Source organism: Kitasatospora sp. NE20-6 (genome assembly GCF_045862635.1).
In genome coordinates this window covers 19,825-42,976 of sequence record NZ_BPRL01000083.1, presented here as the reverse complement: position 1 = coordinate 42,976, position 23,152 = coordinate 19,825, and the positions used below count along the sequence as shown (strand labels likewise).

Below are 23,152 nucleotides of genomic sequence, written 5' to 3'. Positions count from 1 at the left end.
CCATCCTGCGCACCAGCGGCTCGGTCCCCCGCCGGTAACCGGTGTTGAACTGCGGCTGCCCGCAACACGTCTGCGCCACCGGGAAATCCACCACCACCCCCAACCGCTCCAGCAGAGCCACCACCGCACGACCCGTGTCCGGGAAGAGGGCATCGTTGACACAGGTGACGAAGAGTGCGACACGCATCACAGCTCCCTCGGACGGCGATCGGGTACGGCGGCTGCCGGGTCGGGCCGCCGGCCACGGCCTGCGGCACCGCTCCTGCGGCCCGTCGCCGGGCCACCGGCCGGAGTGTAGCCGCGCGGTCGCCGACGGACGGCTGCCAACGCGCCCGCGGCGCTGGCCGCTTCCGGCGGTTCCGAGGGCGGGCCGGTCGACGGCGGTCGGTGCCGCCGCCCACACGTCGCCGGTCCTCACGCACCAGCCGTGGGCTCCCTCCCGCAGGGATCCCCCGGGCGCGTGCGCCGATCCGTCGATGGCCGCCACCGCGCCTGTGTAATATCCAAAGACAGGAATCAGTCATTACTTGGAGGGGTGTCCACATGTGGGAACTCGCGCGCTCGTGGGTCGACGGATGGACCGTCTCGCGGGGGACGCCGAAGCCGGTGGACGAGCCGTGGGGGCTGAGCATCCAGGTCGGGCTGCCGACCCGAACGGTCCGCCACGTCCTGCTCGACACCGATGTCGCGACCGTCCGCGGGCTCGTCGGCTCGATCACCGAACCGGCCACCTGCATCAAGGCCTTCCTGGAACCGGACGTCATGGAGCCGTGGTTCTCGTCCGAGTGGGAGCCGACCGATCCCGGCTTCCTGATGGCCGTCGACCTGCGCCCGTCCGCCGTGCGCGCGCCTGACGGTTACACGGTCACCGCCGAGGCCGCCGGCGACGTCACGAGCGTGCGCATCCTGGCCGCCGGCGGGGAGCTCGCCGCGCGCGGTCGGATCGGCCTGACAGGCGCCGCCTGTGTCTTCGACCAGATCGTCACCGAGGAGGCGCACCAGCGCCGCGGCCTCGGGACGGTGGTGATGGGCGCACTCACCGACGCGGCCGTCGGGAACGGCGCGGCCACCGGCATCCTGGGCGCGACCGTCCAGGGCCGGGCGCTCTACGGAACGCTCGGCTGGAAGGTCGTCGCACCGCTGACCGGCTTCCTCCGCAAGCCCGTCACCCCCTGAACCGCAACCCGCGGCACAGGCCGCCGGGGGCACCCTCGACAGCGGCGGCTGCGGCGGCTGCGGCCTACGGCCGACCGGCGCCCGGGTCAGCCGGCGCGGCGGGCGCCGGGCTCGTGCGCGTACCAGCGGGCGCCGCCGTGGAAGCGGTAGGAGAAGCCGGAGTCGAAGGAGCCGGGCTGGCCGGCGGCGGTGCGGAAGGCGACCAGGCCCTCGGTGGCGACGGTCAGTTCGACCCGGGTGCCGGCCGGGACGGCGCCGGGCAGCGCACCGGTGACGGCGGCCTGGACGGTGAAGCCCTCGTCGAGGGCGACGACGTACGGCATCGGCTCACCGCTGCCGCGACGGGACAGCGGCAGCAGGCGGCGGACGGTGCCGGCACCCGCGCTGCGCTCCTCGACGAGGTCGGTGCTGCCGCACGCGGGACAGAGCATCCGGACCGGCGCGGCCGCGGAACGGCACCACTGGCAGCGCAGGAAGTGCAGGGCGGGCCCACTGTCCCCGTCGGCCGGGGTGCCGACGGACGCACCGTCGGCGGTGGCGACGGACCCGTGGGGGACGGCGGTGGCGACGGGGTTCATGGCGGCTCCTCCCGCTCCGGGCCGGGACATGCGGCAACGGTGCCGCGCCCGGCCGACCTGAGACCGTCAGCGTATGGCACCGAGTGCCAGAACGTAAAGGCACTGGGTGCCGACATCTGGCACCGTCGACCGCTCAGGCTTCCAGCGCGCTCTCGACGCCCTGGACCACCCGCCACATCGGCGTGCCCCGGCGGGCGACGACGACCACGACCTCCTCCTCCCGCACCGGCGCCTGCGCCGGGCCGGGGCCGTCGCCGAAGGTCTTCGCGGCGTAGCCGAGCGCGCTGTCGACGGCCTCCTCCACATCGCCCTCCCCGCCGGAGCGCAGCCAGGTGCGGAGCGCGTGGTTGTGGGCCGCGACCACCGCGGCGGCGATCACGTCCGCCCGCAGCGCACCGTCGGAGCGCACCGCGAACCGGGCGCGCAGGTGGTCGGCGAGGGCCCGCTCGTAGCGCCACACGACGGAGAGCTCGTACGCCCGGAGGCCGGGCACCTGCCGGGTGAGGCGGTAACGCTGGACGGAGAAGGCCGGGTTGGCGGCGTACGTGCGGAGCACCAGCCGGGTGGCGTCGCACACCTGCTCCACCGGATCTCCGGCGTCGTCCGCGTCCGCCAGGTACGCCGTCATCGCGGCGAGCCCGCCCTCGTGGTCGGGGAAGACCACGTCCTCCTTCGACGGGAAGTGCCGGAAGAAGGAGCGCCGGCCGACACCGGCGAGCGTGACGATGTCGTCGACGGTGGTCTGCTCGAAGCCCCGTTCGCCGAACAGCCGGAAGGCAGCCGCGACGAGGGCCTCGCGCATCGCCGGACGCTCGGCGGCCGCGGCCTGGCCGCGCCCCCGTTTCTGCAGGTCGCTCATGGCTGGGACGGTAGCACCGGACGCCGCGCCACTCACGCACCAGACGGCACTCCACGCACGGCATGCATGGCACTCCGTGCCGCCGGAGTGCCACCCCGGACGACCATGGCACGGCGGACGACCACGACACCCCGGGTATCCAGGGCGCCCAGGGCACCCGGGGCACCCGGCGCCCGGCGGCTCCCACGCCCGGCCGGATCCCCCCCCCATGGGTGGGCGCCACGCCCGCCACACAATCGAATCGATTGTCGAAACAATCGAATCAGCCGTCATTTGTTGCCGAGGCACATGATCCGACCTACAGTCGTGCCACATCCCGGCCCCGACGTGAGGCATCTCCCATGGACCGAGCACGCCTGCAGCACCTCCTCGCCCGTGAGAGCGTCGAGGCCGAGCGCCGCAACCCCCGGTCGAAGGCGGCCTTCGACCGGGCCGACCACCTCTTCGGGCGCGTGCCGATGACCTGGATGAACAAGGCCGCGGGCGCGTTCCCCCGCTACCTCGCCACCGCGCACGGCGCCCGCATCACCGACATCGACGGCCACGAGTACATCGACTTCTGCCTCGGCGACACCGGCGCCATGGCCGGCCACTCCCCCGGGCCCGTCGCCGCGGCCGTGCAGCGGCGGTTCGCCGAGCAGGGTGGCGCGACCGCGATGATGCCGACCGAGGACGCCGAGTGGGTCGGCGCCGAGCTCACCCGGCGCTTCGGCCTCTCGCACTGGAGCTTCTCGCTCACCGCGACCGACGCCAACCGGTGGGCGATCCGGCTGGCCCGCGCCGTCACCGGACGTTCCAAGATCCTCGTCAACAGCTACAGCTACCACGGCAGTGTCGACGAGTCGCTCATCGTGGTCGGCCCCGACGGCCGGGGCATGTCGCGGCCCGGCAACGTCGGGGCGCCCTGCGACGTCACGCTCACCAGCCGGGTCGCCGAGTTCAACGACCTGGAGCAGCTGGAGCGGGAGCTCGCCCACGGCGACGTGGCCGCCGTGCTGATGGAGCCCGCCCTCACCAACATCGGCATCGTGCTGCCCGAGCCCGGCTACCTCGACGGGGTCCGCGAGCTCACCCGGAGACACGGGGTGCTGCTCGTCAACGACGAGACGCACACCTTCTCCGCCGGGCCCGGCGGCTGCACCGCCGCCTGGGACCTCCAGCCCGACATCCTGACGATCGGCAAGGCGATCGGCGGCGGCATCCCCGCGGGCGCGTACGGGCTCTCCGCGGAGCTGTCGGACCGGCTGCTCGGCCGCAACGACCTCGACCTCGTCGACATGGGCGGTGTCGGCGGCACGCTGGCCGGCAACGCGCTCTCCGTCGCCGCGATGCGGGCCACCCTGGAGCACGTCCTCACCGACGACGCCTTCGACGGCATGGCCAAGCTCGCCGAGCGCTTCGAGGCCGGCGTGCAGCAGGCCGTCGACGCGCACGGGCTGCCCTGGTCGGTCAGCCGGCTCGGCGCGCGCGTCGAGTACCGCTTCGCCTCCCCGGCGCCGCGCACCGGCGGCGCGTCCGCGGCGGCGGCCGACACCGAGCTGGAGGACTACCTGCACCTCCACCTCGCCAACCGGGGCATCCTGCTGACCCCGTTCCACAACATGGCCCTGATGTGCCCGGCGACCACCGAGGCGGACGTCGACGCGCACACCGACGTCTTCTCCGTGGCGCTCGCCCAGCTGGCCGGCTGAACCCGCCCGGCCGGAGCCCAGGCCCGGAGCCCCGGCCGACCCGACGCCCCGGCCGACCTGCGGACGGCCCCCGCCCCGCGCCGCCGGCCCCGAGTAGTCTTCGGGGCTGACAGCAGGGCGGGGGCCGTCGGCACGGAGCCGGGGCCGGGGCGGCGGGACCGAGGAGCACACGTGGACGACATCGACCGGGCGATCCTGCGCGAGCTGCAGACCGACGGCCGGATCGCGTACGCCGATCTCGGCCCGAAGGTCGGACTGTCGGCATCGGCCGCCCGCCAGCGGCTCCAGCGCCTGCTCGACGCCAAGGCCGTCCAGGTCGTCGGGGTGACCGACCCGATGGCGATGGGCGGACAGGCCATGGCGATGCTCGGCATCGGCGTGGACGGCGACCCGCGCGGCGTCGCCGACGCGCTCGCCCACCACGGCGAGGTCGTCTACTCGGTGCTCACCTCCGGCGGCTTCGACCTCTTCGCCGAGGTCGTCTGCCCGGGGCCGCGCGAACTCCTCGACTTCGTCAACGACGTCGTCCGGCCGATCGAGGGGATCCGACTCGTCCAGTCGTTCCCGTACTTCGGCATCCACACGCACCGCTTCTTCTGGGAGGTCGGCTGACACCCCGTCGGGGCAGGCCCGTCCGCCCGCCGGCCGGGCCTGCGGCGCACGGCCCGCGACCCGCGTCCGTCGCGGCTGTCGCGGCCGTCGCGGCCGTCCGGAGCGCGGCCACCGGCGGGTGCCCGGCCACCGGCGGATGCCCGACGAGCGCCCGGTGTCCGACGAGCGGCGGGCGGGCGGCAACCTTCCGGCGGGCGGCGGCGACCAGCACGTGTCAGCCCTCCCCGAAGGAGACGCCACGTGCCCACCCCTGCCTCCGCCCGGCCGTCAGGCCCGCACCCCGCGCCCGGCTCACGCGCGGCCGTGCCCCCGCACGCCCCGGGCCGGTGCGAGGCCGCGGCCCCGCCGGTCCGCGCAGCCCTTCGCCCGCGGTCCGCGGGCTGATGGCCGCGGACGTGCTGCCGGCGTCCGGCCGGGTCCGGGGCCGGAGGGCGGCCGGATTCCACGGCGCCGCCGCGGCGGGCACGCACCCGGCTCCGTGTGATGCGGCGGTCCGAGCGGTTGGTACGCTGCCGCCTTCCCATCGGGATGAGAACGCTAACATCGGATCGAGAGGCCCCGCCCCGGACATGATCGTCGATGAGGCGTCCGCGGAGTTCCACGACTTCTTCGAACGCCACCACGCCGAACTCGCGCGCTTCGCCCACCTCATGACGGGTGAGGCGGACGCCGCCGACGACCTCGCGGCGGACGCGATGGTCGCGCTCTGGCACCGGTGGGACCGCGTGCGCGGCGCCGACCATCCGGTGGCGTACGCCCGCGGGGTGGTCGCCAACATGGCGCGCAGCCGGATCCGCAGCCGGGTCAGGGAGCGCCGCCGGGTGCTGCTGTTCTGGTCCGAGCGGTCGGAACGGACGGACGGGCCGGACGTGGCCGCGGTGGTGGACGTCCGGTCGGCGCTGGCGCGGCTGCCGTTCCGCAAGCGCGCCTGCGTCGTGCTGCGGCACGCCTTCGACCTGTCGGAGAAGGAGACGGCGCTCGCCCTGGGCGTATCGGTCGGCACGGTCAAGAGCCAGACCTCCAAGGGCATGGCCGAACTGCAACGGCTGCTCGGCAGCCGCGCCGCCGGTGAACTGGCGGGGAGGAAGCGGTGATGGACGATCTGCACGGCCGACTGCGGGAAGCCGCGGAGGCCCACCGCCCGGACCGGGAGCGGATGCTCGCCCGGATCGAGCGCGGCACGGAACGCCCCGCCGACCGGCGGGCGGGCCGCCACCGGGAGCGCACCCGGCTGCTGGGGTGGCCGAAGGTGGTGCTCGCCGCGGTGGCCGCCGCCGGTGCGATGGCGGCCGGCGGTCTCGCCGTGGCCGCGATCGCGCAGCGCCCTGACCCGAAGCCGGTGCCGACGGCGACGGCGACGGCGACGGCGACCGCGAGCCCCTCGGTGTCGGCCGCACCGAGCCCGTCGGCGGCCGTGGTGCCGCCGTCCCCGGGGCCGAGCCCGTCACCGACCCGGAGCCCGTCGGCCCGGCCGTCGGCGAGCGCCTCGCCCACCCACCGCCCGGCCGCCCGACCGGCCGGGAGCCACACCGAGGACGGCCCGCTGTGGGCCGACGGCTCCGTCGACCCGCACAGCACCGACGCCTGGGCGCAGAGCAACATCACGCTCAAGACGCGCAGCCCGCTGACCGCGCTGACCCTGGAACTGCACGTGGCGAGGACCTCCGGGGTGAAGGACACGGGGCACTGGCAGACCCTGCCGGCCGCCGACTTCACGGTGACCGTGCGGGTCGAGGACGGCGTGCTGGTCTACCGCTGGACCCTCAGGGCCGGACGGACGGTCCCCGCCGGGGAGCACGTCTTCGCCGGGCAGTACGACCATGCGACCGGCGGCCGCGACGCGAAGGACGACTGGTACCGCGCGGACACCGACGGGGCGGCGGGCACCGCCTCGGTGTGGGGCGACTTCGCGCGCACCGACTGAACGGCGGCCGGGACGGGAACGGCGGCCGGGACGGGAGCAGCGACCGCGGACGGGAGCGGCGGAGGGCCGCGGCGGAGCGCCGCAGTGGCAGGACCGGACGGCCCCGGGGTGTCCGACGGCACACCCCGGGTTTATGCACCCAGTTGCAAAGAGCGCCCGCGACGGTCTACAAAGGGCTGGTCACGAGCGACCGAGGAGACCCCGGATGACCGCGTACCCCCACCTGCTGAGCCCGCTGGACCTGGGCTTCACCACGCTGCCGAACCGGGTGATCATGGGCTCGATGCACGTCGGGCTGGAGGAGGCCCCCGACGGCTTCGAGCGGATGGCGGAGTTCTACGCCGAACGCGCCCGCGGCGGCGTCGGCCTGATCGTCACCGGCGGCATCGCCCCCAACGAGGAGGGCCGCCCCTGGGAGGGCGGGTCGATGCTCACCACCGAGGAGGAGGCCGCCCGGCACCGGCTGGTCACCGACGCCGTGCACGCCGCCGGCGGCCGCATCGCGATGCAGATCCTGCACTTCGGCCGGTACGCGTACCACGCCGGGCTCGTCGCGCCGAGCCCGCTGCAGGCACCCATCAGTCCCTTCGTGCCGAACGAGCTGACCGACGAGCAGGTCGAACGCACCGTCGAGGACTTCGTGCGCTGCGCGGCGCTCGCCCGCAGCGCGGGCTACGACGGCGTCGAGATCATGGGCTCGGAGGGCTACCTGATCAACGAGTTCGTCGCCGCCCCGACCAACCGCCGCACCGACCGCTGGGGCGGCACGTACGAGAACCGCATGCGCTTCCCCGTCGAGATCGTCCGCCGGGTGCGGGAACGGGTCGGGCCCGACTTCGTGCTGATCTACCGGCTCTCCATGCTCGACCTCATCCCCGGCGGGTCCACGCTGCCGGAGGTCGTCCGGCTCGCGCAGGCCGTCGAGGAGGCCGGCGCCACCATCATCAACACCGGCATCGGCTGGCACGAGGCGCGCATCCCCACCATCGCCACCTCGGTGCCGCGCGGCGCCTACACCTGGGTCACGAAGAAGCTGATGGGCTCGGTGGGCATCCCGCTGGTGACCAGCAACCGCATCAACACCCCCGAGCTCGCCGAGCAGTTGCTCGCGGACGGCCACGCCGACCTCGTCTCGATGGCCCGCCCGCTGCTCGCGGATCCGGCCTTCGTCGCGAAGGCCGCCGCGGGCACGCCGGAGGCCGTCAACACGTGCATCGGCTGCAACCAGGCCTGCCTCGACCACACTTTCAGCCTCAGGATCACCTCCTGCCTGGTCAACCCGCGCGCCTGCCACGAGACCGAGCTGGTGCTCGCCCCGACCCGGCTGCGCAAGCGGATCGGCGTCGTCGGCGCCGGCCCCGCGGGTCTGGCCTTCGCGGTGTCGGCGGCCGAGCGCGGCCACGCCGTCACGCTGTACGACGCGGCCGACACGATCGGCGGGCAGCTCGACGTCGCCCGGCGCATCCCCGGCAAGCAGGAGTTCGACGAGACGATCCGGTACTACCGGCACCAGTTGGAGGCGCACGGCGTCGACGTCCGCCTCTCCACCACGGTCACCGCCGACGACCTGGCCGACGCCGGGCACGACGAGATCGTCATCGCCACCGGCGTCACCCCGCGCGTGCCCGACATCCCGGGCATCGACCACCCCAGCGTCGTCGGCTACCTGGACGTGCTGCGCGACGAGGTGCCCGTCGGACGCCGGGTCGCCGTCATCGGGGCGGGCGGCATCGGCTTCGACGTCGCCGAGTACCTCACCGACCCGGGCACCGGACCGGACCGCGACCCCGCGGTGTTCTTCGCCCAGTGGGGCGTCGACACCGGGCACACCACGCCGGGCGGCCTCACCGCGCCCGTCCGGACGGCCGCGCCGCGCACCGTGCACCTGCTGCAGCGCAAGACCGGCAAGGTCGGCGCCGGCCTCGGCAAGACGACCGGCTGGATCCACCGCACCGAACTGAAGCACCGCGGCGTCACCATGACCGCGGGCGCCGCCTACGACCTCGTCGACGACGCCGGCCTGCACCTCACCCTCGACGGCGAGAAGCAGGTGCTGCCGGTCGACACCGTCGTGCTCTGCACCGGCCAGGAGCCCCGGCGCGACCTGTACGACGCGCTCCGCGCACGCGGCCTCGCACCGCACCTGATCGGCGGCGCCGACGTCGCGGCCGAGCTCGACGCCAAGCGCGCCATCGACCAGGGCACCCGCCTGGCCGCCGCGATCTGACCGTGCGGTGCGGTGCGGTGGCGGCCCGGCCCGGCGGTTGATCCGGTCGGGTGGTGGCGGACCACCCGGAAGCGTCGGCGCCCGGAAGCGGCCGGGACGCTTGCTACCGTCACCGTTCCTGCACATGTCCGCGCGCACCGGCTGTCGTACCGGGCTGCACCGCTCCTGGGAAGGGAGTCAGGCATGACCGATCCGTCCGGGGAGGCGTGTCCGCCGCGTACGTGGGACCGCCGGGGGTTCCTCCGGTCGGCCACGCTGGCCACCGCCGCGCCGATCCTGACCACCGCGCCGATCCTCACCACCGCGGCCGGCCGGGCGGCCGCCGCTCCGCTCCCCCCGGCCGCGGTGACCGCCGGCCCGCCCGGCGCGGTCGCCCGGCTGATGGCGGTGGCCGGCCCGGGGCGGGACCTGGAGTGGCTCAGGTCGGCGCTGCAGATCGCCGTGGAACTCGAACTCGCCACCATCCCGCCCTACCTGTGCGCCTGGTGGTCCATCAGGGACCGCGCGGGCGAGGCGGCCGCCCTCATCGCCGACATCGTGCACGACGAGATGTTCCACATGGGCCTGGCGTGCAACATGCTCGCGGCCGTCGGCGGCACGCCGCGCATCCACGACGCCGTCCCCGCCTACCCCTCGGGGCTGCCGGGCGGTGTCCGCGAAGGCCTCACGGTGTACCTCGGCGGGCTGACGCGCCCGTACGTGCAGGACGTGCTCATGGGGATCGAGACCCCCGAGTCGCCGCTCACCCGCGCGGGTGCCGTGCCCACCATCGGCGCCTTCTACACCGCCCTGCTGGAGACCTTCCAGGACCTCGCCCCCGTGCTCTCCCCGGACCGCCAGCTCGGCACCCGGATCGGCTCGAACACGCTGCGCCCGGTGCTCGGCCCGGCCGACGTCGAGGAGGCGATCGAGACCATCAAGGAGCAGGGCGAGGGCAGTTCGGTCTCACCCGACCCGCCGCACGGCAGTCACGGCGCGCCGTCCCACTACTACGCGTTCGGCGAGATCTTCCACGGCGCCCGCATCCGGGAGGCGGGCGGCCGCTTCGAGTACACCGGGGACGTGCTGCCCTTCCCGGAGGCCCGTCCGATGGGCGCGGTGCCCGCCGGGGGCTGGCCCGACCCCTCCCCCGAGGTCCGGCGGCTGCTCGGCCGGTTCGACGCCACGTTCTCGCGGGCGCTCCGCGCGCTGCAGGCGGCCTGGACACGCGGCAGCGCCCGCGCCCTGTCGGCGGCCGTCGAGGAGATGCGCGCACTGGAGGGGCCGGCCGTCCGCCTGATGGAGATCCCGCTGCCCGACGGCAGCGGCCGCACGTACGGGCCGCAGTTCCGCCCGATCAGCTGAGGGCGGTGCGGGCGCCGGCCTCCAGGTCGAGCAGCCACCGCTTGCGGTCCAGCCCCCCGGCGTAGCCGGTCAGCGAGCCGTCCGCACCGATCACCCGGTGGCAGGGACGCACGACGAGCAGCGGGTTGGCGCCGATCGCCGCGCCCAGGGCGCGGACCGCCGCCCGCGGGATGCCCGCCCGCTCGGCGAGCCCGCCGTAGGTGGTGGTGGTGCCGTACGGGAGGGCGTCCAGCGCCTGCCACACCCGGCGCTGGAAGTCGGTGCCCGTGGCGGTGCGCTCCAGGTCGAAGGAGTCCGCCGAACCGGCGAAGTACGCGCGGAGCTGCCGGGCGACGCCGTCGAACCGCTCCGGCGCGTGCCGCCAGCCGTCACGCACCAGGGCGGCGTTGCGCTGCCCGGTCATGGACACCGAGGCGAGCGCGACGCCGCCCGGCGCGGTGGCGGACTCCTCGCCCACCAGCAGGAGGTCGCCCAGGGGGCTGTCCACGGCGGTGTACACGGTCACGGTCTTCTCCTCGGTCCTTCGCCCACGTCGTTCACCCGCCAGTCTCCCCTGCCCGCGCCGGCGGCTCCGGCGGGAATCGGACACCGCGCTGCCGCCCCGCCGGACCGCCCGCACCCGGCGCGATCAGGTCGGCGACCGCCGCGACCGGCGGCCACGACCACTGGCCGGTCCGCGCCAGCAGCAGGCTGCGGCGGGTGCCCGCGAGCGGGTCGACCGGGCGGAAGGAGACGTCCGTCCGGTCGCGTTCGATGCCGGACTCCGCCAGGAGCGCGACGCCGAGGCCGGCCCCGACCAGACTGTTGACCAGGTGGAGGCTGTCCATGCGGTGCACGATGCGGGGGGTGAACCCGGCGACGGCGCAGACCCGGTGCACGAGCTCGTCGTCGTCGCTGCCGCGGGAGTTGGCGATCCAGCCGACGTCCGCGAAGCCGCGCAGGTCGGCGAGGGCCACCGGCCGGCCCGCGCCCGGGGAGCCCGCCGGTACCGCGAGGTAGAGCGGCTGCTCCGCGAAGAGCCGGGCGTCCAGCTCCCCGGGCACGGCCCGCGGCACCAGGCTGTACTCGTAGACCAGGCCCAGGTCGACGGCGCCGGCCCGCAGCAGCTCGACGGTGTGCTCGGGCTCGTGCTCGTGGAGTTCGAGGGAGACCCGCGGGTGCAGCGCGCGGAGCCGGGCCAGCGCCGGCAGCACGACCGGCTCGACGGCGGTGAAGAAGCTCGCGAGACGCACCCGGCCGACCGGTTCGGTGCCGCCGCGCAGTTCGGCCCGCACCGCCTCGACCGAGGCGAGGACGCCGACGGCGTGCTCGGCGAGCCGCTCCCCCGCGGGCGTCAGCTGCACTCGGCGGCCGACCGGGCGCAGCAGCCGCACCCCCATCTCCTGCTCCAGCACGGCGAGGTGCTTGGAGACCGCGGAGGTGCCGTAGCCGGTGCTCGCGGCGACGGCGGCCATCGTGCCGAGGCGGTGGAGTTCGGCGAGCAGGCGGAGCCGTCCGAGGTCGGGCAGGCGGGACGGCCCGTCGGCGGCCGTCGGGTCGGGCAGGCGGGACGGCCCGTCGGCGGCCGTCGGGGCGGGCAGGCGGGACGGCCCGTCGGCGGCCGTCGGGGCGGGCAGGCGGGGCGGCCTGTCTGTGGTCATCGGGGCGGCCTGTCGGTGGTCACCCCGGGATCATCCACCATCGGTGGACGGTCGGTCCACCGATGGCCCGTGGACGGAAACGGGTGCGGGCCGGTCCAATGGCCGGGTGACCTCCACCGCCGCAACGGCCCCGGCCGCCCCTCCCGTCCTTCCCGTCCTTCCCGCCCCTCCCGTCCTCCCCGCCCTTCCCGCCCCTCCTGTCCTTCCCACCCCTGCGGCACCGCCCGTGCCGGCACCCGCACCCGGTCGGCGCCGGGTGCCCGGGGCGGTGCTGCTGCTCGTCTCCATGGCGCTGCTGCACACCGGCAGTGCGCTCGCCACCGAGCTGTTCCGGTCGCTCGGCCCGGCGGGCACGACCTGGCTGCGGCTGACGTTCGCCGCCGGGGTCCTGCTCGCGTTCACCGGGCGCTCGCTGGGCCGGACGCTGCGGGCCGCGTCCCGGCGGGACGTGCTGGCCACGGTGCTGCTGGGCGCGGTGAGCGCCGGCATGATGCTGCTCTTCTCGGAGGCCGCGGCGCGGCTGCCGCTCGGCACGGCGACCGCGCTGGAGTTCCTCGGGCCGCTGGCGGTGGCCGTGGCGGCGTCGAAGCGGCGGGCGGAGCTCGGCTGGCTGGCCCTGGCGGCGGGCGGGGTGCTGCTGCTCACCTCGCCGTGGACGGGCACCGCGGGCCCGGCGGGGGTGCTGTTCGGGCTCGGCGCCGGCGCCTGCTGGGCGCTGTACGTGCTCGGCACGGCGCACGTGGGCAGCAGGTTCCCCGCCGCCCACGGGCTGGCGGTGTCGCTGACGGTGGCCTCGCTGGTCGCGGCGCCGTTCGGCGTGCCGGGTGTCGTCGGGCACCTCACGTGGGGTGGGGTGGCCGCGGTGGCGGGGATCGCGGTGCTGATGCCGCTGGTGCCGTTCCTGCTGGAGATGCGGGCGCTGCAACGGCTGGGCGCGACGGCGTACGGCACCCTGGCGGGTCTCGAACCGGCGGTGAGCCTGCTGGCGGGCATGGTGCTGGTCGCGCAGACCCCGACGGCGGTGCAGGCGGCGGGGACGGCCCTGGTGGTGGCCGCGGGCATCGGTGCGGCCCGCCGGGAGGGCAGGCGCTGAGGCGGCGCCGCCCGCGGGTCCGGACGCACAGCCAAACTGTACAGCCAAACTGGACAGCTACGGCTGAAGAGACCTACCGTGGGCGGCATGAACGGCATCGACCACGGCAGCGGAAGGACCTCCCCGACCGAGGCGGCGGCCGACGTACGGAACGCCCGCGCACGGAACGCCGGAGCACGGAACGCCGGCGGCCGGTGCCGGGCGGCACGGCCGTGACCGGACTCGCCACCACCGACCCAGGGCGGCGCACCCGCCCCGCGGGCTTCGACCGGCGGCTGCTCGCACCGATGATGCTCGGTTCGGTGCTCAACCCGGTCAACTCCTCGATGCTCGCCGTCGCCCTCGTCCCCATCGGCCACGCCTTCGGCGCACCGCCCTCGCAGACCGCCTGGCTCGTCACCGGCCTCTACCTCGCGACCGCCGTCGGCCAGCCCGTCATCGGCCGGCTCGTCGACACGTACGGCCCGCGCCCGCTCTACCTCACCGGCACCGTCCTCGTCGGCGTCGCCGGACTCACCGGCGTGCTGGCCCCGGCCCTCTGGGTGCTGGTGCTCTCCCGGGTGCTGCTCGGCCTCGGCACCTCCGCCGCCTACCCGGCCTCCATGCACCTGCTGCGCAGCGAATCCGACCGCACCGGCGCCGACAGCCCCGCCGGGGTGCTCGCCGCACTCTCGATCGCCAACCAGGTCGTCGCCGTCGTCGGCCCCACCCTCGGCGGCCTGCTGATCGGCGCGGGCGGCTGGCACCTGATCTTCGCGATCAACGTGCCGCTCTCCGCCGCGTGCCTCGTGCTCGGCGCCCGCCGGCTGCCCCGGGGGCCCGCCCGGACGGTCCGTCCCGGCACCGCCGACGGGTCCGGCGGTGTCGACGTCCCCGGCATGCTGCTCTTCGCCGCCGCCCTCACCGCCCTCATGGTGTTCCTGATGGAGCCGCAGGCCGCCCACCTGCCGCTGCTCCTGGCCGGCGCCGCGGCCGGCACCGGCTTCGCCGCCCGCGAGCTCCGCACCGCCCGCCCGTTCGTCGACCTGCGCGTGCTGAGCGGCAACCCCCCGCTGCTCGCCACGTACGGCCGCCAGCTCCTCGCCTGCACCACCTCGTACGCCTTCCTCTACGGCTACACCCAGTGGCTGGAGGAGGGCAGGTCGCTCGGCCCCTCCACCGCCGGGCTCGTCCTGCTGCCCATGTCGGCGGGTGCGATCGCCGTCACCGCGGCCACCGGCCGGCGGGCCGGCGTCCGCGGCAAGCTCGTCGTCGGCGGGCTCGCGCAGTTCGCCGCGTGCGGTCTGCTCCTGCTGCTCGGCCCCGGCAGTCCGGTCTGGCTGCTCGTGGCGCTCGGCGCGCTCCTCGGCATCCCGCAGGGCCTCAACGGCCTCGCCAACCAGAACGCCCTCTACGCCCAGGCCGACCGGGCCCGGATGGGTTCCTCCGCCGGGCTGCTCCGCACCTTCATGTACCTCGGCGCGCTCGGCGCCTCCGCGGCCACCGCCGCGTTCTACCGGCAGGGCGCCGACACCGGCGGCCTGCACCACCTCGCCGTCCTGCTGCTCGGCGTCTCCGCGCTCTTCCTCGCCACGACCCTCGCGGACCGCTCGCTCGGCCGCGTCGGCCGGACCGGCTGAGCCACCCCGCGCCCGGCCGGTGGCCGGCCGCCGGTCACCGGGGGCCCCGCAGCACCGGCCCGGCACGGAGTGGCACCGGGGGGCTCCGCCCGGGGGGTGTCAGGTGCCCGCGCCCGGCCGGTTCCACAGCCCGCGCCGGGCGAGCAGCGGCAGCACGCCCTCGCCGACCCGGTACGCCTCCTCCAGGTGCGGCACACCGGAGAGCACGAACTCGTCGACGCCGAGCCGGTGGTACTCCTCGATCCGGTCGGCGACCTCCGTGTGGCTGCCGACCAGGGCGGTGCCCGCACCGCCGCGGACGAGGCCGATGCCCGCCCACAGGTTCGGGTACACCTCCAGCCGGTCGGTGGCCCCGCCGTGCAGCTCCCGCATCCGGCGCTGGCCCTCCGACTCGCTCTCCGCGAGGGCGCGCTGGGTCGTGCGGATGCGCTCCGGGTCCATCCCGGCGAGCAGCCGGGCCGCCTCCGCCCAGGCTTCCCCGGAGGTGTCGCGGGTGATGGTGTGCAGCCGGATCCCGAAGCGCGGGGTGCGGCCGTGCCGGGCGGCGAGGCTGCGGATCCGCGCGATCTTCTCCGCGACCTGCGGCGGCGGTTCGCCCCAGGTGAGGTACACGTCGGCGTGGCGGGCCGCGACCTGTTCGGCCGCGGGCGACGACCCGCCGAAGTACACCTCCGGCACCGGGTCGGGCAGCCGGTTGAGCCGGGCCCCCTCGACCCGCAGGTGCGGGCCGTGGTGGTCGACGGTCTCCCCGCGCCAGAGGCGTCCGACGATGTCGAGGAACTCGTCCGTGCGGGCGTACCGGCCGTCCTTGTCGAGGAAGTCGCCGTACGCCCGCTGCTCGGCCGACTCGCCGCCGGTGACGACGTTGAGCAGCAGCCGTCCGTGGGACTGCTGCTGGTAGCTCGTCGCCATCTGCGCGGCCAGGGTGGGGCTGATCAGGCCGGGCCGGAACGCCACCAGGTAGCGGAGGCGTTCGGTCTGCTGCGTGAGCATCGCGGTGGTCAGCCAGGCGTCCTCGCACCAGGGACCGGTCGGGGTCAGCGCACCGGAGAACCCCGACTGCTCGGCGGCCCTCGCGACCTGGCCCAGGTAGGCGATGCTCGGCTGCCGGTCGGAACCGGCCTCGCCCGGGGTGGAGCCGTGGCCGCCGCCCACCACGTGGCGGCTGTCGCCCGTGGTGGGCAGGAACCAGTGGAAGGTCGCCGTCACCGGGCGTCCCGGCCTGCCGCCCCGGGGGCGAACCCGCCGAAGGCGCCGTCGTGGTGGAGCAGCGGTGTGCCGCCGTCCGCGTCGGCGTCGAGCACCTCGCCGACGACCAGCAGGTGGTCGCCGACCTGCTGGAGGAGCACCGGCCGGGCGGTCAGCCGGGCGGCGGCGCCGTCGAGGAGGGGGGTGCCGTGCGGGCCCGTCCGCCAGCCGGTGCCCGCGAACCGGTCGATCCCGCTGGTGGCGAACCGCTGTGCCAGCGACTCCTGTTCGCGGCTCAGCACGTGCACGGTGAACGCTTCGGCGGCGCGGACGGCCGGGGCCGCCGAGGCGGTGCCGGCGAGGTAGAAGGAGACCAGGGCCGGTTCCAGGCTGACCGAGGTGAAGGAGGTCGCGGTGAACCCGGCCGGGCCGGGCACGGTGATGACGGTGACCCCGGCGGCGTGCCGGCGCAGGGTGCGGCGCAGCAGGTCGGCGCGCTCGGCCGCCTCCACCGGGTGTGCGGTGACGGGTCGTTCGTCGACGGCGGTCATGAGGTGGTTCCTTCCCAGGAGGAGGACACGGTGAGCAGGTGGGGCAGTGCGGTGCGGTCGGCGCGCAGCCGTTCGAGCCACTGGACGATCTGTGCGGCGACGCTGCGGTGCGCGGCGTCGTTGAGCACGTCGTGCAACCCGTCGGTGACGAGCACGAGTTCGGCGCGCTTCAGGCGTGCGGCGAGTCGGCGGGCGGCCGCCGGCGGGGCGACCGGGTCGGCCAGGCCGTGCAGCACGAGCACCGGCAGGTCGGGGGCGGCGGCCTCGACGGCGGCGGCGAGTTCGGCCGGTACGGGCACGCCGAGCCGGCCGGGGCGGAAGTCGGGGTCGGCGGCGAGCAGTCCGCGGTGCACCGGGCAGGCCGTCCGCGCGGTCAACTCGTCCTGCCAGACGGGACGTTCCTCGGCCGTACCGCCGGCGGGCAGGGTGGCCGGGGCTCCGACGAGCAGGACGCCGTCGGGGCGGGCGGCGCCCGCGGACGCCGCCAGGGCGAGCAGCGCCCCGGTGTCGGAGCCCGCGAGCACCACCGGGCCGCCGGCCTCGCGGGCGGTGTCGACCTGCTCGGCGAGGCGCGCGGCGTCGGCGAGCGCGCCGACGTCGGCGAGCGCCTGCACGCGGTAGCCGTCGTACGCCAGGCGCCGGCCGAACCGCCCGTACACTCCCGGGTGTTCGCCGCGTCCGGGGAGCAGCAGCACGGTGCCGCGCACGACGACGCCCTCGGCGGGGTGCCAGGTGTCGGCGGACCGCAGGGCGGGGGCGGCGGTCACCGGGCACCGCCCGCGAGCGCGGCGGGACGTGCGGCGGCGGCTGCGGCGTCGCGGCGGGCGACCTCCTGCCGGACCAGCGGCAGCAGTTCGCGGCCGTAGTCGAGGGCGTCCTCCAGCGGGTCGTAGCCGCGGATGAGCAGGGTGGTGACGCCGAGGTCGACGTAGTCGAGCAGGGCCTGCGCCACGGTCTCCGGGGTGCCGACCAGGGCGGTGGAGTTGCCGGCCGCGCCGGTCGCGGCGGCGGGGGCCGTCCAGAGGGCGCGGTCGTGGAGGTCGCCCTTGGCCGCGGCGGCGAGCAGCCTCTGCGAGCCGACGTTCTGCGGTGCGGCGCCGGGACCGGTGGGGAGGATCGCGCGGCGCCCGCCGAAGGCGTCGGCCCGGTCGCGGATGGTGTCGAGGATGCGGTGCGCGCGCTCCCACGCCTCGTCCTCGGTGCGGCCGAGGATCGGGCGGAAGGAGACGCTGAAGCCCGGCAGTTCGGTGCGGCCCGCGGCCTCGGCGGCGGCCCGCACGCGGCCGATCTGCTCGGCGGTCTCGGCGAGCGGCTCGCCCCACAGGGCGAACGTGTCGGCGTGCTTGCCGCCGACGCGGTAGGCGGCCTCGGAGGAGCCGCCGAAGAAGAGCGGGATGCGCGGCTGCTGGAACGGCCGCACCTCGGAGCGGAAGTCGGCGAAGCGGTAGTAGGGGCCCTCGTGGTCGAAGGGCTTCTCCTCCGTCCACGCGCGGGTCAGCACGGTGAGGTAGTCGTCGGTGCGGGCGTACCGCTCGTCCTTGGTGAGGTAGTCGCCGTCGCGGCGCTGCTCGGCGTCGTGGCCGCCGGTGATGATGTGCACGGCCACCCGGCCGGCGGAGAACTGGTCGAGGGTGGCGAAGGTGCGGGCGGCGACGGTCGGGGAGATGAAGCCCGGCCGGTGCGCGATGAGCAGGCCGAGGCGCTCGGTGTGCGCGGCGGCGTAGGCGGCGACCTGGTTGGGGTCGGGGCTCGCGGAGGAGTGGGCGACGAGGATGCGGTCGAAGCCGGCCTCCTCGTGGGCCTGCGCGAAGCGGCGGGTGTAGTCGGCGTCGACGACGGGCCCGCGGGCGGGGCGGGTCTCGGAGACGTCGTGGGTGGAGATCATGCCGATGAACTCGACGGGCACGGGTCAGCCTCTTTCGTGGGAAGGGGTGGCGGCGGCGAGGGCCGCCCGGCCGAGGGCGAGCAGGACGGTGTCGTCCTGCGGGGTGTGCACGCGGCTGCAGAGCACGTCGCGCAGGTGGCGCTGGAGCGGGTGGTGGTGGGTGAGTCCGTGGTTGCCGACCAGGGCGACGGCCTGCTGCACGGCGTCGATCGCGGCCCGGGTGCCGAGCAGCTTGGCGCCGGCCGACTCCTCCGCCGCGCCGGGCTCGCCGGCGTCGACGGCGGCGGCGAGGGCGCCGACGAGGCGTTCGGCCCCGGAGAGGGCGATGTCGATCTCGCCGACGGCGCTCTGGAAGCGCGGCAGCGTGGCGAGCGGGGCGCCGAGTGCGGTGGGGGTGCGCTCGTGCAGGAAGCCGGTGAGCCAGTGCTGGGCGGCGCGGGCGACGCCCAGGTAGAGGGCGGTGAGGCCGAGGGAGTTCCAGGCGCCGCCGGTCGCGTCGCGTCCGCCGTCCGCGCCGGGTACGGCGAGGTGCGTGGTGCGGTCCAGCGGCACGGGCACGGCGTCGAGGAGCACGTCGTCGCTGCGGCTGGCGCGCAGGCCGAGGTGGTCCCAGGTGGGCAGCACGGTGAGGCCGGGGCTGTCGGAGCGGACGAGGAACGAGCCGACACGCGGCTCGGGTTCGTCGGTGCGCGCCCAGACGAGCATCCAGCGCAGCGCGACGGCGCCGGTGGAGAAGATCTTGCGGCCGGTCAGCTCCCAGTGGTCGCCGCGCCGGTGGGCGACGGTGGCGGGCAGGCCGCCGCGGACGGGCGTGCCGAGCTCCGGTTCCACCCGCAGCGCGTTGACCAGCACCGGCCGTTCGGCCGACTCGTGGAGCAGGTCGGTGAGCGCGGACCGGGGCCAGTGCGGGGCACGGGCCTCGGCGGCGTGTGTGAAGAGGGTCATCGCGGTGACCAGCGCCACCGCCGGGTCGCCCTCGCCGAGGGCGCGCAGGATGCGGGTGGTGTCGGCGAGGCCGCGGCCGGGGCCGCCGTGGCGCCGGGCCACGGTGGCGGTCAGCAGCCCTGCCCCGTGGACGAGTTCGACGCCCTCGTACGGGAAGGTGGCGTGCCGGTCGTGGTCGGCGGCGCGGGCGGCGAGCGCCGCGGTGAGTTCGGGCAGCCGGTCGAGGTCGGGCGGGGCGAGTGCGGGCGGGGGTGGTGCGAGGGCGTTCACGGGGTGTTCTCCAGGACGGGCGACGGCGGTCGGTGCGGCAGCAGTACGGGCGCGTGGCGGACGGTGACGGGTGGCGGTTCGCCGTCGGCCCAGCGCTCGATCTCGACGAGCGCGTGCTGGCCGGTGCAGCCCTGCGAGAGGCGTGAGCTGGGCTCGTCCGCGGTCAGCACGTTGGGGTTGCCGTGCGCGCAGAGCGGCGGTTCGGTGCCGGGCACGGGGTCGAACCAGGCACCGGTGGGCAGCCGCACGACGCCGGGGCGCAGCCGGTCGGTGAGCCGGGCGCCGGCGAGGCAGGCGCCGCGGTCGTTGAAGACGCGGACGAGGTCTCCGTCGGCGATCGACCGGGCGGCGGCGTCGGACGGGTGCAGCTCGACGGCCTCCCGGTCGGCCACCTTGTCGGCCAGGCTCGGTGCGCCGACGTCGAGTTGGCTGTGCAGCCGGGTGGCGGGCTGGTTGGCGACGAGCAGCAGCGGGTGGCGTTCGGCGGCGCGGGTGCCGAGCCGTTCGGGCGGGTCGAGCCAGGTGGGGTGGCCGGGGCAGTCGGGCAGGCCGAGGGCGGCGACGGTGGCGGAGTGGAGCTCGATCCGGCCGCTGGGGGTGGCGAGCGGGCGGCCGGCCGGGTCGGCCCGAAACTCCTCGAACAGCGTGCGTTCCGGGGCTTGTTCGGGCAGCTGCCACTCCCCCGCGGTCCAGAGCTCGGCGAACGGCGGCGGGTCGCCCGCGCCCTCGGCGCGCAGGCTGTCGGCCCATCCGTCGTAGAGGTGTTCGAGCCATTCGCGCGGGCTGCGGCCCTCGGTGAACTCCTCGGCGAAGCCGAGGCGTTCGGCGAGGCCGGCGAGCACGGCGTGGTCGTCGCGGGCCTCGCCGTACGGGGCCACGGCGCGGTGCATGGCGATCAGGTGGGTGTCGCGGCGGCCGCCGCCGAGGTCCTCGCGTTCGAGGGCGGTGGTGACGGGCAGCACGATGTCGGCGTGGCGGGCGGTGGCCGTCCAGTGCGGCTCGTGCACGACGACGGTGTCGGGGCGGGCGAAGGCGCGGCGCAGCCGTCCGAGGTCCTGGTGGTGGTGGAAGGGGTTGCCGCCCGCCCAGTGGACGAGCCTGATGTCGGGGTAGGTCCGGCGGGTGCCGTCGTAGTCGTACGCCTCGCCGGGGTGCAGCAGCAGGTCGGCGATGCGTGCGCAGGGGATGAACTCGTCGACGGGGTTGGGGCCCTGGGGCAGGAAGGGCAGGCGCAGCGCGGGGCCGGTGTCGCCGACGTCGCCCATGGAGCCGTAGCCGTGGCCGAAGCCTCCGCCGGGCAGGCCGATCTGGCCGAGGGCGGCGGCGAGGGCGATGGCGGCCCAGACGGGCTGTTCGCCGTACCGGGCCCGCTGGAGCGACCAGGTGACGGTGACCAGGGTGCGGGTGGCGGCCATCCGGCGGGCGAGGGTGCGGATGCGGTCGGCGTCGAGGCCGCAGATCGGGGCGGCCCAGTCGGCGCTCTTGGGCGTGCCGTCGGTGCTGCCGTCGAGGTAGGCGGCGAGGGTGTCCCAGCCGGTGGTGCAGCGGTCGAGGAAGGCGCGGTCGTGCAGGTCCTCGGTGAGCAGGGTGTGGGTGAGGGCGAGCATGAGGGCGGTGTCGGTGCCGGGGGCGACGGGGTGCCAGTCGGTGGCGGGGCCGTCGGGCAGGTCGTCGCGGAGCGGGCTGACGAGCGCCACCTCGACCCCGGCGGCGGCGAGTTCGGCGAGGTGGCCGGGGGTGCCGTGGCGGGTGACCCCGCCTGGTGTGACGTGCACGTTCTTGGCGGGGATGCCGCCGAAGGCGACGATGAGCCGGGTGTGCCGGGTGATGACCGGCCAGGAGGTGGAGGCGCGGAGCACCGTCTCGGCGTCGCCGACGACGTGCGGCAGCAGCACGAGCGAGGTGCCGAGGCTGTAGGAGTTGCGGGAGCCCGTGTATCCGCCGAACTGCGCCAGGAACCGGTGCAGTTGGCTCTGCGCGTGGTGGAACCGGCCGGCGCTGGCCCAGCCGTAGGAGCCGCCGAAGACGGCCTGCGGGCCGTGTTCGGCGCGGACGCGGGCGAGTTCGCCGGCGACCAGGTCGAGTGCGGTGTCCCAGTCGACCTCGACGAAGGGCTCCTCGCCGCGCCGCGCGGACGGCCCGGGCCCGTGCTCCAGCCAGCCGGCCCGGACGGCCGGGCGGGCCACCCGGGTCGGGTGGCGGAGCGCCCCGGGCACGCCCGCGAGCAGCGGCGACGGCGACGGGTCAGCGGGGTGCGGTTCGACCGCGAGCGCGCCGCCGGGCCCGGTGCGGACCCGGAAGGCACCCCAGTGCGAGGTCGTGGGCGTGGTCACGGCCGGCCGGCCCCGACGAGCGCGTCCGTGTCCGCGCTCTGCTCGCGCACCAGGCGGACGAGCGCGCCGTAGTCGCGGGCGTCCTCCAGCGGGCTGAAGCCGCGGATCAGCAGGGTGGAGACGCCGAGCGCGGTGTAGTCGAGCAGCGACTCGGCGACCTGCTCGTAACTGCCGACGAGCGCCGTGGAGTTGCCTGCGGCGCCGGTGGCCTTGGCGATGGCCGTCCAGAGCCGCTTGTCGTGCACCTCGGCCTGGTCTGCGTAGTCCAGCAGCCGCTGCGAGCCCTGCTGGGCGGAGTGGTCGAGGTTGAACTGCTTCCGGAGGTCGCCGACCCGCTCCCGGGTGAGCCGCAGGATCTCGGCGGCCCGCTGCCAGGCCTCGGCCTCGGTGGCGGCGGGGATCGGCCGCAGGCTCACGCTGAAGCGCGGGTCGCGGCCGTGGGGTGCGGCGGCGGTGCGCACCTGCCGGATGCGGTCGGCGATGCCGGCCAGCGGCTCGCCCCAGAAGGCGTACACGTCGGCGTGCCGGCCGCCGACCCGGACGGCGTCGTCGGAGGCGCCGCCGAAGTAGACGGGGATCGGCTCCGCCGGGCGGATGCCGGAGAGGGCGCCGCGCACGGTGTAGAACTCGCCCTCGTGGTCGAAGGGTTCGGCGGACTCCCAGGTGCGGCGGACGATCTGCAGGAACTCGTCCGTGCGCCGGTAGCGGGTGGGCTTGTCGCTGAGGTCGCCGTCGCGGGCCTGGTCGGCGTCGTCGCCGCCGGTGATCACGTGCAGGGCGACGCGGCCGGGGTGGAAGGCGTCGAGGGTGGCGAACTTCCGGGCGGCCAGGGTCGGGGCGACGAAGCCGGGGCGGTGCGCGAGGAGCACGCCCAGCCGCTCGGTGTGCGTGAGCACCTGGTCGGCGACGGTGAAGCCGTCCGGGCTGGCGGAGGTGTGCGCCACCAGCACCCGGTCGAAGCCGGCCTCCTCGTGGGCGGTGGCGAGCGCCTTCAGGTAGCCGGGCTGGATGACGGCGCCGCTCGGCGCTCCGGACTCGCTCTGCGTGGCGACGGCGTCGGCCGCGCCGGAGGCGTTGCCCGTCTCGCTGACGGGCTGGGTGGCGGTGATGCCGATGAACTCGACGGACACGGGGTGCTCCTGGGATCGGTGCAGCTGAGCGGGGAGGGGTTCGGGGCGGCGGCGCGGGCGGACTTGTGAGGTCAGCGGGCGGGCGGA

General features: G+C 75.7%; 21 protein-coding genes. 9 read left to right on the top strand and 12 right to left on the bottom strand.

All coding sequences use genetic code 11. The features are described 5' to 3' along the window. Positions 1-187: heterodisulfide reductase-related iron-sulfur binding cluster (locus tag SNE206_RS36200; protein WP_407916677.1), on the bottom strand; the 187-nt coding region annotated here is incomplete at its 3' end. Positions 188-543: 356 nt separating this feature from the next. On the opposite strand from SNE206_RS36200, the gene SNE206_RS36195 reads away from it, so the two are divergent. Then, the gene (locus SNE206_RS36195; RefSeq protein ID WP_407917824.1) at positions 544-1,176 is read left to right on the top strand and encodes a GNAT family N-acetyltransferase; all 633 of its coding nucleotides are present in this window, start codon (positions 544-546) and stop codon (positions 1,174-1,176) included. An 86-nt stretch (positions 1,177-1,262) separates the two neighbouring features. Here SNE206_RS36195 and SNE206_RS36190 read toward each other — a convergent pair whose 3' ends face one another. Beyond that, a complete protein-coding gene (locus SNE206_RS36190) occupies positions 1,263-1,754 on the bottom strand; it encodes a Zn-ribbon domain-containing OB-fold protein (RefSeq protein WP_407917823.1) in 492 nt (163 codons plus the stop codon). 133 nt (positions 1,755-1,887) lie between these two features. Further along, positions 1,888-2,613, bottom strand: coding sequence for a TetR family transcriptional regulator (locus SNE206_RS36185; RefSeq protein ID WP_407917822.1), 726 nt, complete (start codon positions 2,611-2,613; stop codon positions 1,888-1,890). A gap of 341 nt (positions 2,614-2,954) precedes the next feature. Between SNE206_RS36185 and SNE206_RS36180 the strand changes: the two genes are divergently transcribed. The 6 genes from SNE206_RS36180 to SNE206_RS36155 all read left to right on the top strand — a co-directional run bounded on the left by SNE206_RS36180 (position 2,955) and on the right by SNE206_RS36155 (position 10,411). Continuing rightward, entirely contained in the window at positions 2,955-4,304 is a 1,350-nt protein-coding gene (locus SNE206_RS36180; RefSeq protein ID WP_407917821.1) for a transaminase, read from the top strand. A gap of 171 nt (positions 4,305-4,475) precedes the next feature. After that, on the top strand, positions 4,476-4,916 hold the full coding sequence (locus tag SNE206_RS36175) for an Lrp/AsnC family transcriptional regulator (protein WP_405009412.1): 441 nt from the start codon (positions 4,476-4,478) through the stop codon (positions 4,914-4,916). A gap of 569 nt (positions 4,917-5,485) precedes the next feature. Next, the gene (locus SNE206_RS36170) at positions 5,486-6,010 is read left to right on the top strand and encodes a SigE family RNA polymerase sigma factor (RefSeq protein WP_407917820.1); all 525 of its coding nucleotides are present in this window, start codon (positions 5,486-5,488) and stop codon (positions 6,008-6,010) included. After that, entirely contained in the window at positions 6,010-6,840 is an 831-nt protein-coding gene (locus SNE206_RS36165) for a hypothetical protein (protein WP_407917819.1), read from the top strand. Before SNE206_RS36170 ends, SNE206_RS36165 begins: the two co-directional genes overlap by 1 nt. A gap of 205 nt (positions 6,841-7,045) precedes the next feature. Beyond that, positions 7,046-9,067, top strand: a complete 2,022-nt coding sequence (locus SNE206_RS36160) for an FAD-dependent oxidoreductase (RefSeq protein ID WP_407917818.1) — start codon at positions 7,046-7,048, stop codon at positions 9,065-9,067. 183 nt (positions 9,068-9,250) lie between these two features. Next, the gene (locus tag SNE206_RS36155; RefSeq protein WP_407917817.1) at positions 9,251-10,411 is read left to right on the top strand and encodes a ferritin-like domain-containing protein; all 1,161 of its coding nucleotides are present in this window, start codon (positions 9,251-9,253) and stop codon (positions 10,409-10,411) included. On the opposite strand, the gene SNE206_RS36150 is transcribed toward SNE206_RS36155, so the two are convergent. After that, positions 10,404-10,916: a methylated-DNA--[protein]-cysteine S-methyltransferase gene (locus tag SNE206_RS36150; RefSeq protein WP_407917816.1), complete on the bottom strand. Its 513-nt coding sequence runs from the start codon at positions 10,914-10,916 to the stop codon at positions 10,404-10,406. The genes SNE206_RS36155 and SNE206_RS36150 overlap by 8 nt on opposite strands. Positions 10,917-10,947: 31 nt before the next feature. Beyond that, the gene (locus tag SNE206_RS36145) at positions 10,948-12,051 is read right to left on the bottom strand and encodes a LysR family transcriptional regulator (protein WP_407917815.1); all 1,104 of its coding nucleotides are present in this window, start codon (positions 12,049-12,051) and stop codon (positions 10,948-10,950) included. 226 nt (positions 12,052-12,277) lie between these two features. On the opposite strand from SNE206_RS36145, the gene SNE206_RS36140 reads away from it, so the two are divergent. Both SNE206_RS36140 and SNE206_RS36135 read left to right on the top strand, forming a co-directional pair. Further along, positions 12,278-13,144, top strand: coding sequence for an EamA family transporter (locus tag SNE206_RS36140; protein WP_407917814.1), 867 nt, complete (start codon positions 12,278-12,280; stop codon positions 13,142-13,144). A gap of 287 nt (positions 13,145-13,431) precedes the next feature. Then, positions 13,432-14,763 carry an MFS transporter gene (locus SNE206_RS36135; protein WP_407917827.1) on the top strand — a complete coding sequence of 444 codons (1,332 nt, stop codon included), beginning with the start codon at positions 13,432-13,434 and terminating at the stop codon, positions 14,761-14,763. 99 nt (positions 14,764-14,862) lie between these two features. Here the strand turns inward: SNE206_RS36135 and SNE206_RS36130 are convergent, their stop codons facing one another. From SNE206_RS36130 to SNE206_RS36100, 7 genes are read right to left on the bottom strand one after another with little or no spacing between them, the layout of a single operon-like run. Next, positions 14,863-15,972, bottom strand: a complete 1,110-nt coding sequence (locus SNE206_RS36130) for an LLM class flavin-dependent oxidoreductase (protein WP_407917813.1) — start codon at positions 15,970-15,972, stop codon at positions 14,863-14,865. After that, on the bottom strand, positions 15,969-16,502 hold the full coding sequence (locus SNE206_RS36125) for a flavin reductase family protein (RefSeq protein WP_407917812.1): 534 nt from the start codon (positions 16,500-16,502) through the stop codon (positions 15,969-15,971). Before SNE206_RS36125 ends, SNE206_RS36130 begins: the two co-directional genes overlap by 4 nt. Beyond that, entirely contained in the window at positions 16,499-17,269 is a 771-nt protein-coding gene (locus SNE206_RS36120) for a serine aminopeptidase domain-containing protein (protein WP_407917811.1), read from the bottom strand. Before SNE206_RS36120 ends, SNE206_RS36125 begins: the two co-directional genes overlap by 4 nt. Continuing rightward, a complete protein-coding gene (locus SNE206_RS36115) occupies positions 17,266-18,408 on the bottom strand; it encodes an LLM class flavin-dependent oxidoreductase (RefSeq protein WP_407917810.1) in 1,143 nt (380 codons plus the stop codon). Before SNE206_RS36115 ends, SNE206_RS36120 begins: the two co-directional genes overlap by 4 nt. Positions 18,409-18,411: 3 nt before the next feature. Beyond that, a complete protein-coding gene (locus SNE206_RS36110; protein WP_407917809.1) occupies positions 18,412-19,602 on the bottom strand; it encodes an acyl-CoA dehydrogenase family protein in 1,191 nt (396 codons plus the stop codon). Then, complete coding sequence (locus SNE206_RS36105; protein ID WP_407917808.1) at positions 19,599-21,935, bottom strand: molybdopterin-dependent oxidoreductase; 2,337 nt, start codon at positions 21,933-21,935, stop codon at positions 19,599-19,601. Before SNE206_RS36105 ends, SNE206_RS36110 begins: the two co-directional genes overlap by 4 nt. Further along, the gene (locus SNE206_RS36100) at positions 21,932-23,065 is read right to left on the bottom strand and encodes an LLM class flavin-dependent oxidoreductase (RefSeq protein ID WP_407917807.1); all 1,134 of its coding nucleotides are present in this window, start codon (positions 23,063-23,065) and stop codon (positions 21,932-21,934) included. The genes SNE206_RS36105 and SNE206_RS36100 overlap by 4 nt, the downstream gene beginning before the upstream one ends. Positions 23,066-23,152 lie beyond the last annotated feature (87 nt).